The sequence below is a fragment of the Candidatus Manganitrophaceae bacterium genome, from assembly GCA_012960925.1.
GTDB lineage: Bacteria > Nitrospirota > Nitrospiria > SBBL01 > JAADHI01 > DUAG01.
In genome coordinates this window covers 20,863-35,391 of the sequence record DUAG01000047.1, presented here as the reverse complement: position 1 = coordinate 35,391, position 14,529 = coordinate 20,863, and the positions used below count along the sequence as shown (strand labels likewise).

At 50.8% G+C, this 14,529-nt stretch carries 12 protein-coding genes; 7 read left to right on the top strand and 5 right to left on the bottom strand.

The annotated features are described in order from the left end of the window. Position 1: 1 nt before the first annotated feature. Entirely contained in the window at positions 2-1,486 is a 1,485-nt protein-coding gene (locus EYQ01_07390) for a hypothetical protein (protein ID HIE65618.1), read from the top strand. A gap of 21 nt (positions 1,487-1,507) precedes the next feature. Here the strand turns inward: EYQ01_07390 and EYQ01_07385 are convergent, their stop codons facing one another. After that, on the bottom strand, positions 1,508-2,758 hold the full coding sequence (locus tag EYQ01_07385; protein HIE65617.1) for a DEAD/DEAH box helicase: 1,251 nt from the start codon (positions 2,756-2,758) through the stop codon (positions 1,508-1,510). Positions 2,759-3,126: 368 nt separating this feature from the next. Between EYQ01_07385 and EYQ01_07380 the strand changes: the two genes are divergently transcribed. Next, positions 3,127-3,501, top strand: a complete 375-nt coding sequence (locus tag EYQ01_07380) for a hypothetical protein (protein HIE65616.1) — start codon at positions 3,127-3,129, stop codon at positions 3,499-3,501. Positions 3,502-3,602: 101 nt separating this feature from the next. Here the strand turns inward: EYQ01_07380 and EYQ01_07375 are convergent, their stop codons facing one another. The 4 genes from EYQ01_07375 to EYQ01_07360 form a co-directional block, all read right to left on the bottom strand. Further along, positions 3,603-3,923: an antibiotic biosynthesis monooxygenase gene (locus EYQ01_07375; protein ID HIE65615.1), complete on the bottom strand. Its 321-nt coding sequence runs from the start codon at positions 3,921-3,923 to the stop codon at positions 3,603-3,605. Positions 3,924-3,969: 46 nt separating this feature from the next. Continuing rightward, entirely contained in the window at positions 3,970-6,489 is a 2,520-nt protein-coding gene (locus EYQ01_07370) for an FtsX-like permease family protein (protein ID HIE65614.1), read from the bottom strand. After that, positions 6,482-7,165 (bottom strand): ABC transporter ATP-binding protein, encoded by a 684-nt coding sequence (locus EYQ01_07365; protein ID HIE65613.1) that lies wholly within the window; start codon positions 7,163-7,165, stop codon positions 6,482-6,484. Before EYQ01_07365 ends, EYQ01_07370 begins: the two co-directional genes overlap by 8 nt. A gap of 90 nt (positions 7,166-7,255) precedes the next feature. Continuing rightward, positions 7,256-8,413: a 2'-deoxycytidine 5'-triphosphate deaminase gene (locus EYQ01_07360; protein ID HIE65612.1), complete on the bottom strand. Its 1,158-nt coding sequence runs from the start codon at positions 8,411-8,413 to the stop codon at positions 7,256-7,258. 583 nt (positions 8,414-8,996) lie between these two features. On the opposite strand from EYQ01_07360, the gene EYQ01_07355 reads away from it, so the two are divergent. From EYQ01_07355 to EYQ01_07335, 5 genes are all read left to right on the top strand, one after another. Continuing rightward, entirely contained in the window at positions 8,997-9,614 is a 618-nt protein-coding gene (locus tag EYQ01_07355; GenBank protein HIE65611.1) for a dephospho-CoA kinase, read from the top strand. Between the two features lie 114 nt (positions 9,615-9,728). Next, on the top strand, positions 9,729-10,601 hold the full coding sequence (gene galU, locus EYQ01_07350; protein HIE65610.1) for a UTP--glucose-1-phosphate uridylyltransferase GalU: 873 nt from the start codon (positions 9,729-9,731) through the stop codon (positions 10,599-10,601). 109 nt (positions 10,602-10,710) lie between these two features. Further along, entirely contained in the window at positions 10,711-13,005 is a 2,295-nt protein-coding gene (lon, locus tag EYQ01_07345; GenBank protein HIE65609.1) for an endopeptidase La, read from the top strand. Positions 13,006-13,019: 14 nt separating this feature from the next. Continuing rightward, the gene (gene thiL, locus EYQ01_07340; protein HIE65608.1) at positions 13,020-14,012 is read left to right on the top strand and encodes a thiamine-phosphate kinase; all 993 of its coding nucleotides are present in this window, start codon (positions 13,020-13,022) and stop codon (positions 14,010-14,012) included. Between the two features lie 217 nt (positions 14,013-14,229). Then, on the top strand, positions 14,230-14,448 hold the full coding sequence (locus EYQ01_07335; protein ID HIE65607.1) for a cytoplasmic protein: 219 nt from the start codon (positions 14,230-14,232) through the stop codon (positions 14,446-14,448). Positions 14,449-14,529 lie beyond the last annotated feature (81 nt).

The window sequence follows — 14,529 nt, the reverse complement described above, 5'->3', positions numbered from 1 at the left end:
AATGTTTTCAAAGTATTCCCTGATTTTTTTACTGACAGTTCTTTTTGCCTGTACCCTTGGCACACTGCCCTCCCTTTCGTCGAGTCAAAATGAAGCAGTTTCTGAAACCGGTTCTAAAAATAAGGCCGACGCCGGAAGAACCCTTATCGGCTCTGTTCATTTAGACCCCAGCGCGAACGCAAAAACCTATAAAGTCAAAATTAAAGAGTCTGGCCAGGTACTACATGAAGCCCGCCTCTCGGCAGGGGAGCCTTTTCGGTTCAATTCAATCGTACCGGGTCTTTATGAGCTGGTGATCGAGGCCAATGGGCATACCACTTTTGTCGAGCCGGACTTTATAAGGATTGGAAGCCAGGATGTTACACGGGTTACGGTTCAGATGAAAAAGGCACTGACCCTTTTCCTGAAGGGAGATGCTACAAGAACAATCATGTGCAGTGCCTGTCATAAAAAAATCTATATGGAACTGCTGCGAGGTGAGGGGAGTGATCTCCATACCTCCACGTGGCCTGGCCCTGACGGAACCTTAATCGATTTTCCGGATGATTTGTCGCATGAGTTCTATCCGGATTCTTCTCCAGTGCATCTTGCCTATGTCTCTCCCATTACGGTGGCGGCCATTGCCAGGCAGCCTAAAAAAAAGAGGGATGCCTGCCGACGCTGTCACGCGCCCACAGGGATTCTTCAGGGGGGGGATCGACCGACCACACCCGATCTGCGTGAGAAGAACCGGGAGGATGGGGTCTCCTGTGCGAGCTGCCATTTGGACCGAGATGGGAATGTTCATGGAAAATACGATGTCTCTTCTCCGCACCCCACGATTCAGGACCCCTTGTTCACCCCGGCCCGATCGGCCGAGATCTGCGCGGTATGCCATCAGTCGGATGAGATGGCTCCCGAGCATCAGACCTTTTTGGAGTGGAAGAGAGATTTCGCCACAGGGGGTGACCGGACCTGCCGGGACTGCCACATGCCTCCGGATGTGCGGTTACTTTCGGAGATTTTTTCTGACCGACCCAAACGCGCCATAGGAAAACACCTTTTTTTGGGTGGACATTCCGTCTCAATGCTAAAAAAGGCCGCGACCTTGTTGGTCAAACAAGACGGGTTTGATCCGAAGGTGATCCATGTTGAGATCACGAATGACGGTGCAGGCCATTCTTTCCCGACCGGTTATGGTCCAAGGGCGATCCTGCTTTATGTCGATATATCGGGTCCGGATACAAAAGTTCGTGCGGATTTAAGCCAGGAGGTGCCCGTGGCAATCTACACCGTGGATCCCGGACTTTTCCAAGGTTTGGAAGCGGTTCATCCTGCCATCCGTGCCAGGGCGACCGAAAAAGTGAGCTTAAAGCTCGGGAGTAAAGCAGGGGTTTATAAAATTAAAGCAAGGCTCTTCTATGATCTTGACGGTCTGGATGACTTTAATGATAAAAGTCTGCCCTTGATCGCGTCTGTTGAGGTTCAATTAAAACTCGGGGAGTAATTTTTAGAATCAGGTAAGAATTTACTTCTGAGGTTTTCTATATTTCTTCTTCTTTTTTTTATTATCCTCCCAATACGTGATGTCTTCGATGAGTTCTTCCAGGGTGTTGCCAGTTTTGGGTCGCTCGAGGATATGGGTATATTCTTTTTTTCCTATTGTGACTTCTTCAATCTCTTTCCCTAAAAATTCCTGAATCTCTTCAAGACGCACCTTTTCGTCTCGACTGCAAAAAGAGATGGCGATGCCTTTGTTCATCCCCCGTCCGGTTCGTCCGACACGATGAACATAATTCTCTGCTTTTTCAGGGAGGTCGTAGTTGATGACATAGTTCACGGCTGGAATATCAATGCCACGGGCAGTGATATCGGTCGCAATGAGAATTTTTGATTTTCCTGTCTTGAAGTGACGCATCACCTCCGCGCGCGTATCCTGGTCTTTTTCTCCGTGAAGCGTTTCGGTGTTAATTTCAACCCTTGCCATGGCCTTGGCCACTCTTTCGGCGCGGACCCGTGTTCTGACAAAAACAATGATCTTGTCCTCAGGGTGGTCCGTGATGAAACGCTGTAGAAAAAAACGCTTGTCATCCATCTCGACAAACATGACAAAGTGAGACACATTTTTAGCGACAAGGTTTTCCGGAGAAATCTGGATGCGAATGGCAGACCCCCTTACCTGTGAATAGGCGAGTTTTTTAATCTCTTTATTGATCGTTGCTGAAAAGAAAAGAGTCTGATGTTTGCGGGTTAGCTTTCTTTTTATATCTTGAATGTCTTTGATAAAACCGAGATCGAGCATCTGGTCTGCTTCATCAAGCACCAGCGTATTGACACTGTTCAGAAGAATATAGCCCTGGCTGATCAAATCGAACAGGCGCCCCGGTGTGGCAATCAGAATATCGATGCCATCTTGAAGTCTCTTAATCTGTGGTTCCTGGTCTACTCCGCCGTAAAGGGCGAAGGCCTTCACCTTGGTCTGCTTCGCAATATCCTTAAAAACATCCCCGATCTGATGGGCCAGTTCATGCGTCGGTACCATCACGATGCATTGAATGCCAAGCCAGCGCTTACTTCGTTTTTCTTTTTGAATCCGATCTATGATGGGGATGGCGAATGCCGCTGTTTTTCCCGTTCCGGTCTGGGCGATGGCCAGCACATCTTCTCCCTGCATAATCGACGGAATGGCTTTAAATTGGATGTCCGTGGTTCTCTTGAATCCAAGCCGATCCAGGTTTTTTTTGATCTCTTCTGAAATACGGTATTTCTCAAACTTCATTGTTCACCTAAGATTCAGGAAAAACCGTTTAAATATAAAGTGCCTCAACCCCATGTTTTGCCGGCCCTCAGCGGAGTGGAGAAAAGTCCCTAATTCCGCGATTTCGGAATTAGAAACCGTCGATTCGTCTGAAATTACTGCGTTATCGGCCAACGGACTCCTCACCGTACAGGTGAGTACGCCTCGCTCGCCCTTATGGCCTCTGGCCTTGTCTTTCAGGCGACTTGACCGTTTATCCCAAGATCCAACCGCGGATCTTGGGATAGCGAGTTTACTTGTAATTTTTCTTACAAGGGAGCATTATACCGAACTAAGGCGCTCTCTGTCTCATATGTATTTGGACGAACACTCATCAGGAGGAAATCACCATGAAGAAGGTCGGTTCGGTTATTGTCGCATTAATCATTATCTTTAGTTTTGCCACCCCGCAAATTGCCGACGCCCGGCACAAAAAAAAAGGTAAGACAAAAGGCGAGATTGTTAAGATTGAAGGGAAGCTTGTAAAAGGACAGGAAGGTACCGTTACCTTGAAGGATAAGAAGGGAAAGCTTCACACCTTTCAGTTTGACGCGACAACCGAGTTGAAAGGGAGGATGGGTGCGAATACCGGGGTGAAGATTGCGATCGTATCGGAAGAAGGCGGCCATGCAAAGTCAATCGTCGACAAGTTAAAATTTGAAGAGGTGTTTATGCCTGACTTTCTATTTCTAACTCCTCCTCCGCCCAAGGACAAGGCCAAGTAGGATAAAGGAAAACCGACCGATTATCTTTAAGAGAAGACGGGAGTGAAAGATCCCCTCGCTTTGTGGCAGGATCTTTCACTCCTATGGTCTATCCGCATCAATCAGTCATTATGACTCGTGGTTGAAGCAATAATGACTTCATGGTGTTCCAGCCCACCACCCTCTAAAAAGGCCTCTTTTGTCATTGGGTTTTGATGTGCGACTTTAAAGTCATCGCTGCCCACCCAGTTCTGAAAGGCTTGTTCGTCTTTCCAATGCGTCAAAATGATATACGGCGTCTTTTCTGCCTTGGGTCTTAATACTTCCATCCGAACAAAACCGGGTTGTTTGTCGATTTGACCCGCACGCTTTCTAAATCGCTCCTCAAATTCCTGCCCGTATTCCTGCTTTACAAACACTCTATTTGCAACCACGTAATTCATTCGTTACCTCTTTCATTGCTTATGTTTTATAATAAATCTGCGAACCTCACTCTGCCCTCAAAATGGCGAGGGGTTTTTCTCCCAGGATTCGGTAGGTGCTCAGGAAGCCGGTCAGGAGAGTGAGCGCCACGGTGCCGCTGGTCCCGACGAGTAGGATGCCCCATTCGATCTGCCAGGGAATATCGAGGAAAAAATGAACCACTCCCCAGGAAACGGCGATAGAGAGGCTCCCTCCCACAATGGCGGCAACGACCCCGAGGAGGGCATACTCTACCGCCATGATTGCGATCAAGGTTGGCCGGGTTGCGCCGAGCGTTTTAAAGAGGACCATTTCATGGACGCGCCTGGCGCGCGTTGCTACAATCGCCCCTGAGAGGACAATCAGGCCGACCAGTAAGCCAAGGGCGGCCATGACTTGAATGGTTCGCGTGATCTCTGTCAGGATGCGTGCGATTGTTTCAATAAACTCCCGGATCGGAATCACGGTCACGTTTGGAAATGCCCCAATGATCGCGTTCTGAACCGGGAGATCATTTTCCGGTTCCGTCGTCACGGTGGCGACAAAGGTTTCCGGCGCGCCAGCCAGGGCCGATGGAGAAAAAATAAAGTAGAAATTGGTCGTCATGCTCCCCCAATCCACTTCCCGGATGCTCGTTACCTTGCCCGATACCTGAACGCCCTGGATATCGAAGGTGACGGTCGAGTCAATATCAACTCCAAGATGGTATGCGACATCCGAATCGACTGAGATCAGAGCTTCGGTCTCTCCCTCCTTCCACCATTGGCCGCGCAGGATAATGTTATGTTCCGGAAGGTCTTCCTGATAGGTCAAGACATATTCCCGTGTGAAGTACCACGCATCCGGGCGGTTCTCTGCACCGATTTCTGAGATCTTTTCCCCATTGACCGCGTGGAGCCGCGACCGGATCAGGGGAGTCAATTCCGGAGTGATCTCAAACCGGGGAGTGCTCAACATCGCCTCGAGAGGTTCCTTCTGGTCGGGTTGTATATCGATGAAGAAGAGTCCCGGTGCATTTTCTGGAATGTTTTGTTGCAACTGGGCCATGAGTCGTCTTTCCACCTGGAACAGGGTGAGAAGGACCATGATGCCGACCCCAAGTGAGAGGATGATGGTCATGATTTGCCGTCCCGGACGGTACAGGTTTTTAATCCCGTAACGCAGGATCAATGAATCGGGAAGGGGGATTTTTCTCGCCAGAATGAGCATCCCTTTCCCCCCGGTCATCAGAAGGAGAATGGCTACCCCCACTGAGATAACGACCCATATTCCCATGCGCCATGATCCGGCCTGCCAGACAGAGAGCCCGATCCAACCGAGGGCCATGCTCCCGCCAATCAAAATCTGCTTTAACCACTTATTCCGGGTCATTTGAATGGCCTTCTCCTCGACCTCATGACGGAAGATGCGCAAGGGGGGAACCGCTGAGACCATTCTCAAGGGCCAGAGCGCGAAGAGAAAGGTGGTCAAGAGTCCCATCGTGATTCCCCGGAAAATGGGGGTGGCTGTCAGTTGAAAGACAAACCCGGGCGGTAGAAAGCCGGAAAGGAGTGATTGCAGGATGAGGGTGATCCCCAGGCCAAGGAGGACCCCTCCCAAAGCGCCGATCCCGCCCAGGATGAGGGCAAGGAGAAGATAGATGAGGGTGAGGGTACGTGCACTGGCCCCGAGCGATTTTAGAATTGCGATCGTTTCGATCCGTTCTGTCAGAAAGGCGTGTATATGACTGGCCACGCCGATTCCGCCGATCATCAGCGTAATCAATCCGACCAGGCCGAGGTAGGTTGTGAAGTTTCCCAGAAAACGGCTTAATCGGGGTTGGACTTCCCGGTAGGTCTTGATGCGGACAGACTCTCCTGCCCACTTTTTATTGAGCAACTCTTTGAGTGCTTCCGGTGTTCTCGATGTGGCCTTGATCAGAAGCCGGTGTCGGATTCGGCTTCCGGTTTGCACCAGTTCTGTCCGCTCAAGTCCTGCCTGGGAGAGTAGAACCCGCGGGCCGATGCGAAAAGGTCCGACGACCCGATCTGGTTCTTTCAGGATCTCGCCCCGGATGACAAAGGACGCCTCTCCAATCTTGACCTGATCCCCGACCGCAAAGCGAAGACGGAGGAGGAGGCCTTTCTCTACCCAGACCTCTTCTGGCCCCAGCAAAAGATCAGCAGGCGGCGGATCGATTTGAAGACGGCCATAAAAGGGATATCCGGCCTCTATCGCCTTAAGTTCGACCAGTTGCGTCTCTCCCGAATCGCTGTTGATGGCCATCCCTTTTAATTCGGTAATACGGATCGACGAAAGGCCTTCTTGAGTCAGTTCTGTCAGGACCGCTTCTCCAGCCGTCGAAAGAGGGCGGATTAAGCGGGCTTCGAGATCCGCAGCCAGGAGGTTCCGTGCCTCAAGGTGGGTCATCGCCTCGAAGTTTGCGGCCATGTTGCCGACCCCGACAATTGAGGCAACACCCAAGGCGATTGAAGTGAGAAAGAAGAGAAAGCGGTGAAGCCCGCCTCGTGCCTCGCGCCAGACCATTTTCAGGATAAAATCAATCACCCGATGCCCTCAGTTCATCCCCGACAATACGGCCATCCCGCAAGGAGATAACCCGGTCGGCAAGCGAGGCGAGCGAGGGGTCGTGGGTGACAAGAATGAGGACGCTTTCCTGCTCCCGATGGAGACGAAGGAGGAGATCGATAACGAGACGGCCATTTTCCGAGTCGAGATTCCCGGTCGGTTCATCCGCCAGGAGGAGTGTGGGGCTTCCGGCGTAGGCCCGTGCGACGGCGACCCGCTGCTGTTCCCCTCCCGAGAGTTGAACCGGATAATGATGCTTCCGTTCTGCAAGACCGACCGCATCCAATAAGCGCTGAGCCTGCTCGGTGGCTTTCAAGTCTCCTCGAAGCTCCAAAGGGACCTGAACATTTTCCACGGCGGTCAGTGTAGGGATCAGATGGAAGGACTGGAAGATCATCCCGACCTTTTTCCGGCGGAGGCGGGCGAGATCATCTTCAGAGAGATCGGAAAGAGACGTTCCGTTGAAGGTGACGTTTCCTGAAGTGGGACGATCCAATCCCGCAATCAGGCCGAGCAAGGTCGATTTTCCACTCCCGGACGGCCCGACAATCGCGAGGAACTGTCTGGCGGGGATCTGAAGGTTGATATCGTCGAGGATGGTGATCGGATGACCCCCGCTGCCCAGGCGCATTGTCAGTTTGGAGATCTCGATCATGGTCTCGTCAACCTTTCCTCCCTCTAAAGGGGAAGGGCGCTGTTGGAATATGAAGGAAAGCCCGATCGGGCAGAGACGACACTGGATCCGTTACCGCTTGAATTGCTTGCTGAGAGAGAGGCCCTGGCATTGATATGAAGAGCCGATCCCGACACCGTATATCTTTTCGGGCCGGGCGAGGAGCCTTTCATAGATTAAGCGGCCGACCACCTGTTCATCTTCAAGGAGAAAGGGAACCTCATGGGACCGGACTTCCAGAACCGCAGGGGTCCCCTCGATATCGTTGTCCCCATAGCCAAAACCGGGGTCAAAGAATCCCGCATAGTGTATTCGGAATTCACCGACGGAGGGATCGTAAGCAACCATTTCCGCTGCAAAATCAGGTGGAATCCGAAGTTTTTCTTTTGAGATCAGAATGTAGAAGTCGTCCGGGTTCAGGACAATACTCTTTGTCCTTGGTCGTGTGATCGGTTCCCAGAATTCCAGCGGGTCATAATGATTGATTCTGCTCAGGTCAATGAGCGGGGCGTGCTGTTTCGCCTTGTATCCAATGATCCCAGATCCGTGCCGCCCTTCCAAGTCAATCGATATGCGTATCCCTTCTGAGATCAAGGGGGCTTTCGGGTGACCATCCGCAAGATAGACCAGTGTTTCCAGTTTGTCGAGTTTGTCTAACTTGGAATCCGTCGGTGGTGTATCCGTGCCCTTGAAAAACCGCAGTTGATTGAGCTTGGTCCCTTCCCGGACCAGGATGCTGAAGGTTCTCGGCGCAATTTCCACGTAGAGCCTTCCCTTGTATCCGGCCTCGACCCGCTCGAACTCCATGCCGTAGTCGCTGATCAATCGGGTGAAGACATCCAATCGTCCTGTCGTGCTTTTTGGATTTGCCTTGGCTGAGATTGTAAGGGGAAGGCGAAGTTCCTCCATGAGGGGGACGATATAGACGCAGCCCTTTTCCAGGACGGCCGATTCCGTCAGATCAATTTGATGCATCTGGAGTGTTTTAATCTTCTTCGCGACGGGTGTATGCTTGCCTGTCAGAAAGCTGGCCCGCACCCGGTATGCGACCGCCCCCAGCCTGAGGTCGATACTCGAGGGCTGGATTTGATCTTCTGAGATCGGGTTCTTGCTGCGGATATGCCCGGCTTCAATCAGTGCCTTGATCTTCTGGACAGGCAAGACCCCTTTGGTATAGGAAACGAGATCCTTCTGAAGTTCCGGAAAGAGGCTGGCGGTTTGTTCGAACATCAGCTTATGGCTCCTTACGGGGGAGAATCTTAACGGAAAGGGAACATTTTAGCAAGTAGAGGGCCCTGAAATCCCAGTCGTCTTGAGGGCAATTCTAAAGTCTCCCTCTAAGGCATGACCAGAATGATGTCTTCGTGTACGGCGAAGGAGTCTCTTGGCAGAAACGCAGGATTCTTAGGGACCCTCTGAGGGACCCTCTGAATAAGTCATGAGTTATTTTTTCAGGGCACTTATGTCCCGCTTCTGCGTTGCAAGTCTTCCAAATAGCGAGCTATGGCTTCGCGAGAACCATCCTCTGCGATTTTCGCCTTGAATCGAAACATAAGATCTCTTGAAAAACTCAACCCAGACTTAATCCGAGGTTCCTTAGACAATTCGGAGGTTTATGAGGGTATTCTGTCCCAGTTATGTGGTTGAACCGAGGAGATTATGTTATTATGTGTTCAGTGTTTAATAACTTCGGCCAGGAAGGGCGAGGGTTCTTCTCCCTGAAATAAAAAAACCGATTTATTTTTATTCGCTCGCCGAACTCTGCTCTGGAAAGGCGGGGGTTGCGCTCGCTGTACGTGTTCAAGAGGATGGGATGATTTGGGTGGGTTTGACCGGCGGAATTGCAAGCGGGAAAAGTACCGTCTCCCGGTTTTTGCGTCAATCAGGGGCTTTCATTGTCGATGCGGACGAAATTGCCCATGACCTGATTAAAAAAGGGAATAAGGCCTATCAACCGGTCATAGACGCCTTTGGTAGGGAAATCCTGGACAGCTCTGGTGAGATTAACCGATCTAAACTCGGTAAGATCATCTTTCAGGATGCGACCCGACGTCAGATGCTCAATCAGATTGTTCATCCCGGCGTTTTTGAAAGCGCCCTATCCGAGAGAGAAGTCATCTCACAAAAATACCCGAAAGCAGTCATTATTTTTGATGCAGCACTCCTGATTGAGACGGATGCCTATAAAGAGATGGACTGGCTGCTCCTTGTGTATGTAGATCGCATGACGCAAATTGATCGGTTGACTCGGCGGGAGGGCCTGACACGGTCAGAGGCCACACTTCGCATTGATACTCAAATGCCGCTCGATCAAAAACTTCCCTTTGCAGATGAGGTTATCTGCAATCAGGAGAAAGTCCCCAAGGTTAAAGAGGCGGTTAACAGAATCTACCTTCGGCTTCGGGATCGGGCGGCCGAGGAGTTTGTCTGAGAAATAGGATCCTAATGATTCGCGACTGGATCTTGCTCAACGGTTAAGTCGACTGGAGTTTACTTGACTTTGTTTCGTTACCTGCAATAGAATTCTGCTTTTAGGAGGTAAAGTATGCTGGCACGTCAGATCACAAAGGCCGTCATTCCGGCGGCCGGACTCGGAACCCGTTTTCTTCCGGCGACCAAGGCCTCTCCGAAGGAGATGCTCCCCCTTGTCGATAAACCCTTGATTCAATATGTCGTAGAAGAGGCCGTTTCTGCCGGGATTACACAGATCATCATTGTGACCGGTCGAGGGAAAAGGGCTATTGAAGATCATTTTGATATTTCCTTTGAATTGGAAGAAGCGCTCAAACAGAAGGGAAAAGAAGACCTTTGGCAGGATCTCAGAAAAATATCAGATATGGCCGATTTCTGTTATGTCCGGCAGAGTGAGGCCCGCGGCTTAGGCCATGCAATCCTCTGTGCAAAGAACCTGATCGGGGATGAACCTTTTGCGGTCTTACTTGGGGATGACATTATCGACCACTTCCCCTCCGCGCTCCAACAGATGACCTCAGTCTATGAGCGGAACCAGGCGCCGCTCATAGGGGTTCAGCGCGTGCTGAAATCAGATGTACACCAGTATGGTATCCTGGATGCTGAACCGGCCATTGACGGACTCTACAAAATCAATGATATGGTAGAAAAGCCCTCACAGGAAGAGGCTCCTTCCGACCTTGCCGTGATTGGACGCTACATTCTCATTCCGGAGATCTTTGAGCTTCTTGAAAAAACGGCACCCGGGAAGGGGAATGAGATTCAATTGACGGACGCCCTTAAGGAGCTGGCAAAGATACGAAATATGTATGGATATATCATAAAGGGGAACCGTTATGATGCCGGAGACAAATTGGGGTTTCTTAAGGCGACCGTCGAAATGGGTCTTAAAAATAAAGAACTTGGAGAGGCGTTCAAGGCGTATTTAAAGAGCCTCACGCTATAAATAGAAGGAGTTTTATTTGTCTGGATCAAGTCGTCAGGAAGCAAAAGAAATTGAAATTCCGAAGGAGCTCCCCCTTCTCCCGGTAAGAGATATCGTTGTCTTCCCCCATATGGTTCTTCCGCTCTTTGTTGGGAGAGAGGCCTCAATCAAGGCTATAGAGAAGGCGGTTTCCGGGAATAAAATGGTATTTCTTTCCGCACAGAAATCACTGGAAGTCGAGATCCCGAAACCGGAAGAGATCTATTCGATGGGAACGGTCGGGACAATTGTTCGCATGCTGAAGCTCTCGGACGGAAGGGTGAAGATTCTGGTCCAGGGACTGGTGAAGGCCAGAATTGAATCTTTTGCCAGCCTTACCCCGTATTACCAGGTCAAAATTAAGAAGGTTGTTGAACGGAAGAAGGCGAAACCTTCCCTTGAGGTGGAAGCGTCAACCCGGATGGTCAAAGAGCAGGTGGAGAAGACGATTGCCTTTGGAAAACTTCTGGTTCCCGATGTGATTTCCCTGATTGAAAATCTTGAGGATCCCGGTCGTTTATCCGACCTGGTTGTCTCAAATCTGGGGCTAAAGGTCCCCATCGCACAGGAGGTTTTGGAGACCCTCGACCCTGTTGAGCGGCTTCGTAAGGTGAGCGATATCCTGGCAAAAGAACTAGATGTCCTTTCGATGCAGCAGAAGATTCAGACAGAAGCAAAAGGTGAGATGGACAAGACCCAGCGGGAGTATTTCCTGAGAGAGCAGTTGAAGGCGATCCAAAAAGAACTCGGTGAGACAGATGAACGGGCGGAGGAGATTCAGGAGTTTCGCACCAAGATTTCCGAGGCGAAGATGCCGGAAAAAGTGATGAAGGAGGCGGAAAAACAGCTCAAACGTTTGGAGCGGATGCACCCTGATGCGGCAGAGGCTTCTACAGTCCGCACCTACCTTGAGTGGATGGTAGAACTCCCGTGGAGCATCACGACAAAAGACACTCTCGATACGATTGCCGCAAAAAAGGTCCTGGATGCAGACCACTACGATCTGGAAAAGGTGAAAGAGCGGATCCTAGAATATCTTGCTGTCCGGAAGCTAAATGAAAAAACGAAAGGGCCGGTCCTCTGTTTTGTCGGTCCTCCCGGTGTGGGAAAGACCTCGCTGGGGAAATCAATCGCGCGTTCCCTTGGGCGAGAGTTTGTCAGGGTTTCCCTGGGAGGAATTCGGGATGAAGCCGAAATTCGGGGGCATCGCCGGACCTATGTAGGATCATTGCCGGGCCGCATCATCCAGGGGATGAAGCAGGGGGGCACGAGCAACCCGGTCTTCATGATGGATGAGATTGATAAGGTCGGGATGGATTTTCGTGGAGACCCTTCCTCCGCCTTGCTGGAGGTCCTGGACCCGGAGCAAAACAATAGCTTCTCAGATCACTACCTCGGAGTTCCCTTTGATCTTTCCAAGGTCATGTTCATCACGACCGCGAATCAGATCGACCCCATTCCTGCGCCTTTACGTGACCGGATGGAGATTATTGATATCGCCGGATATACAACCGAAGAAAAGGTTGGCATTGCGCGGAATTTTATTATCCCTCGCCAGATCACCGACCATGGAACCCCGCTTAAAAAAGTACAATTCAGCAATGCCGCCATCGCACATATTGTCACGCAATACACACGCGAAGCGGGCGTTCGTCAATTGGAACGGGAAGTAGCCCGGGTCCTTCGAAAAATCGCGCGACGCATGGCCGAAGGGGAAAAGAAGCAGTTCAAAATTACGCCGAAAAATGTTGATAATTTTCTCGGTATCCCCAAGTTTCTTCCGGAAGCGGAAGAGGAAAAGGATGAAGTCGGCCTTGCAACCGGTATGGCGTGGACGCCGACCGGTGGGGATATCATCCGCGTCGAAGCAACCATCATGAAAGGGAAAGGTGGGCTGATCCTCACTGGCTCTCTTGGAGATGTGATGAAAGAATCGGCCCAGGCCGCACTATCCTATATTCGATCTAAAGAAAAAACGCTTAAAATCAATGCTGATGTTTTTTCGGAAAATGATATACATATCCATGTCCCCTCGGGTGCTATTCCAAAAGATGGCCCTTCAGCCGGAATCACAATGGCCAGCGCTCTTGCTTCGGTGTTTACGGGAAGACCGCTCCGCCATGAGGTTTCAATGACTGGAGAAGTGACCCTCCGTGGCCGGATTCTCCCGGTGGGCGGATTGAAGGAGAAGATCCTTGCGGCAAAGCGGGCCGGGATCAAAACGATTATTATTCCAAAGCGAAATGAAAAGGATATCGACGAGGTTCCCCGGCATCTCCAGCGAGGTCTCAAGTTTGTTTTTGCAGATCACATGGATACCGTCCTCAAAACGGCATTACGCGGAGTACCCGCTTCAAAAAAACAAAAATCCCGAAAGAAGAAGTAAGTGGCATAGTAAGGATGGGTCTTCAAGAGATCGGTGAGTTTGGCTTCATCAGAAGGATCAGAAAGAAGTTCCCTCTTTCCTCGACGGTCCCCATCGGAATCGGTGACGACACAGCCGCCATTGTCCCTTCTGGAAATAAGTATCTCCTCTTAACGACGGACAGTTTACTCGAAAGCATTCACTTTGATCTCTCGTTTTCAAGTTTTTATCAGATCGGTTATAAGGCGGTCTCCGTCAATATCAGCGATGTCGCGGCAATGGGCGGGACCCCCCGTTATTTCCTCATCTCCCTTGGTTTGAACAAGCGGGTCGACGTGGGGGATCTGGATCGTCTCTATGGGGGGATTCGAAAGGGGGCGAGAGAAACGGAGACAGAACTCATCGGGGGGAATACCGCTTTCTCGAAAGGCCCTTTCTTCATCTCGCTGACGATGGTTGGCGACGTTCCCCGGAAAGAAGTTGTGAAGCGGAGTGGGGCGAAGGCGGGAGATGCCCTCTATGTCACAGGGACTCTCGGAGAAGCTTCGGCCGGTCTGGAAATGCTCAAGAAGGAAATCTCACCGAAATTGTTCCCACGATTGGTGCGTCGGTACCAGACCCCGCAGGCACGCTGGCGTGAGGGGAGCCTTTTGGCCAGAAAGGCGATTCCTTCGGCCATGATCGATCTCTCCGACGGTCTTGTGTCTGACCTGAATCATCTGGCAGAAGAGAGTGGTGTGGGGGCAGAACTCGATCTGAAGGCGATCCCGATCACCCCTTCGCTCAGGCGGTTTGCTCACCAGGCGGGGAGGAATCCTTTAGAATATGCCCTCCGTGGAGGTGAAGACTACGAGTTGCTCTTTTCCGTTCCCCCAAAAAAAATCAGGAAATTGGAGAGTCTCCTCCAGGATAGATTGATTCGTGCAACAAGAATCGGTACCATTACGAGGCGGGGGCTGTTTGTCAGGAGTGAGGGGAAGTTGCAGCGAATTGAGCCGCATGGGTATGATCATTTTAGGAGCCCCTGATTAAGTCTGGGTTGATTTTTTTAGGGGATAAAATATTTCGATTGAAGGCGAAAATCGCAGAGGATGGTTCTCGCGAAGCCATAGCCCGCTATTTTCAAGATTTGTAAAGTAGAAGCGGGACATAAGTGCCCTGAAAAAATAATTCATGACTTATTCAGAGGTTCCTTTACACAAAGCGCTGGGTAACAGCGAATGACGAATAAGATGAGGCTGCATCATGGAGAAGAGCTACGACCAGCTTAGCGCATCGCTCCTCTACTGCAATAAATGTGGCCGGGCGATGCCGGTCCGGGAAAAGCTCCTCCTCATCCTCCCGGATGGAGAGCTTTTCGATTATCTGTGCCAGGGATGCGGAAGCTCTGTCGGTTCTAAAACGGAAAAGACATTGTCGAAGGCAGCAGTGGTAACATCTCGTGAGATCTCGAACTTTCCGTAGCTGAGAAGTCCACATAATCAACAAAATAAGTAATTCCCTTCCATGCCCCCGACCCTCAATCCGGAGAGAAGTTATTGAAAG

Bases quoted from the DNA above. Each gene is read 5' to 3' on its own strand.
- EYQ01_07390 (HIE65618.1), top strand. From the start codon at position 2: ATGTTTTCAAAGTATTCCCTGATTTTTTTACTGACAGTTCTTTTTGCC.
- EYQ01_07385 (HIE65617.1), bottom strand. From the start codon at position 2,758: ATGAAGTTTGAGAAATACCGTATTTCAGAAGAGATCAAAAAAAACCTG.
- EYQ01_07380 (HIE65616.1), top strand. From the start codon at position 3,127: ATGAAGAAGGTCGGTTCGGTTATTGTCGCATTAATCATTATCTTTAGT.
- EYQ01_07375 (HIE65615.1), bottom strand. From the start codon at position 3,923: ATGAATTACGTGGTTGCAAATAGAGTGTTTGTAAAGCAGGAATACGGG.
- EYQ01_07365 (HIE65613.1), bottom strand. From the start codon at position 7,165: ATGATCGAGATCTCCAAACTGACAATGCGCCTGGGCAGCGGGGGTCAT.
- EYQ01_07360 (HIE65612.1), bottom strand. From the start codon at position 8,413: ATGTTCGAACAAACCGCCAGCCTCTTTCCGGAACTTCAGAAGGATCTC.
- EYQ01_07355 (HIE65611.1), top strand. From the start codon at position 8,997: ATGATTTGGGTGGGTTTGACCGGCGGAATTGCAAGCGGGAAAAGTACC.
- galU (HIE65610.1), top strand. From the start codon at position 9,729: ATGCTGGCACGTCAGATCACAAAGGCCGTCATTCCGGCGGCCGGACTC.
- lon (HIE65609.1), top strand. From the start codon at position 10,711: ATGGTTCTTCCGCTCTTTGTTGGGAGAGAGGCCTCAATCAAGGCTATA.
- thiL (HIE65608.1), top strand. From the start codon at position 13,020: ATGGGTCTTCAAGAGATCGGTGAGTTTGGCTTCATCAGAAGGATCAGA.
- EYQ01_07335 (HIE65607.1), top strand. From the start codon at position 14,230: ATGGAGAAGAGCTACGACCAGCTTAGCGCATCGCTCCTCTACTGCAAT.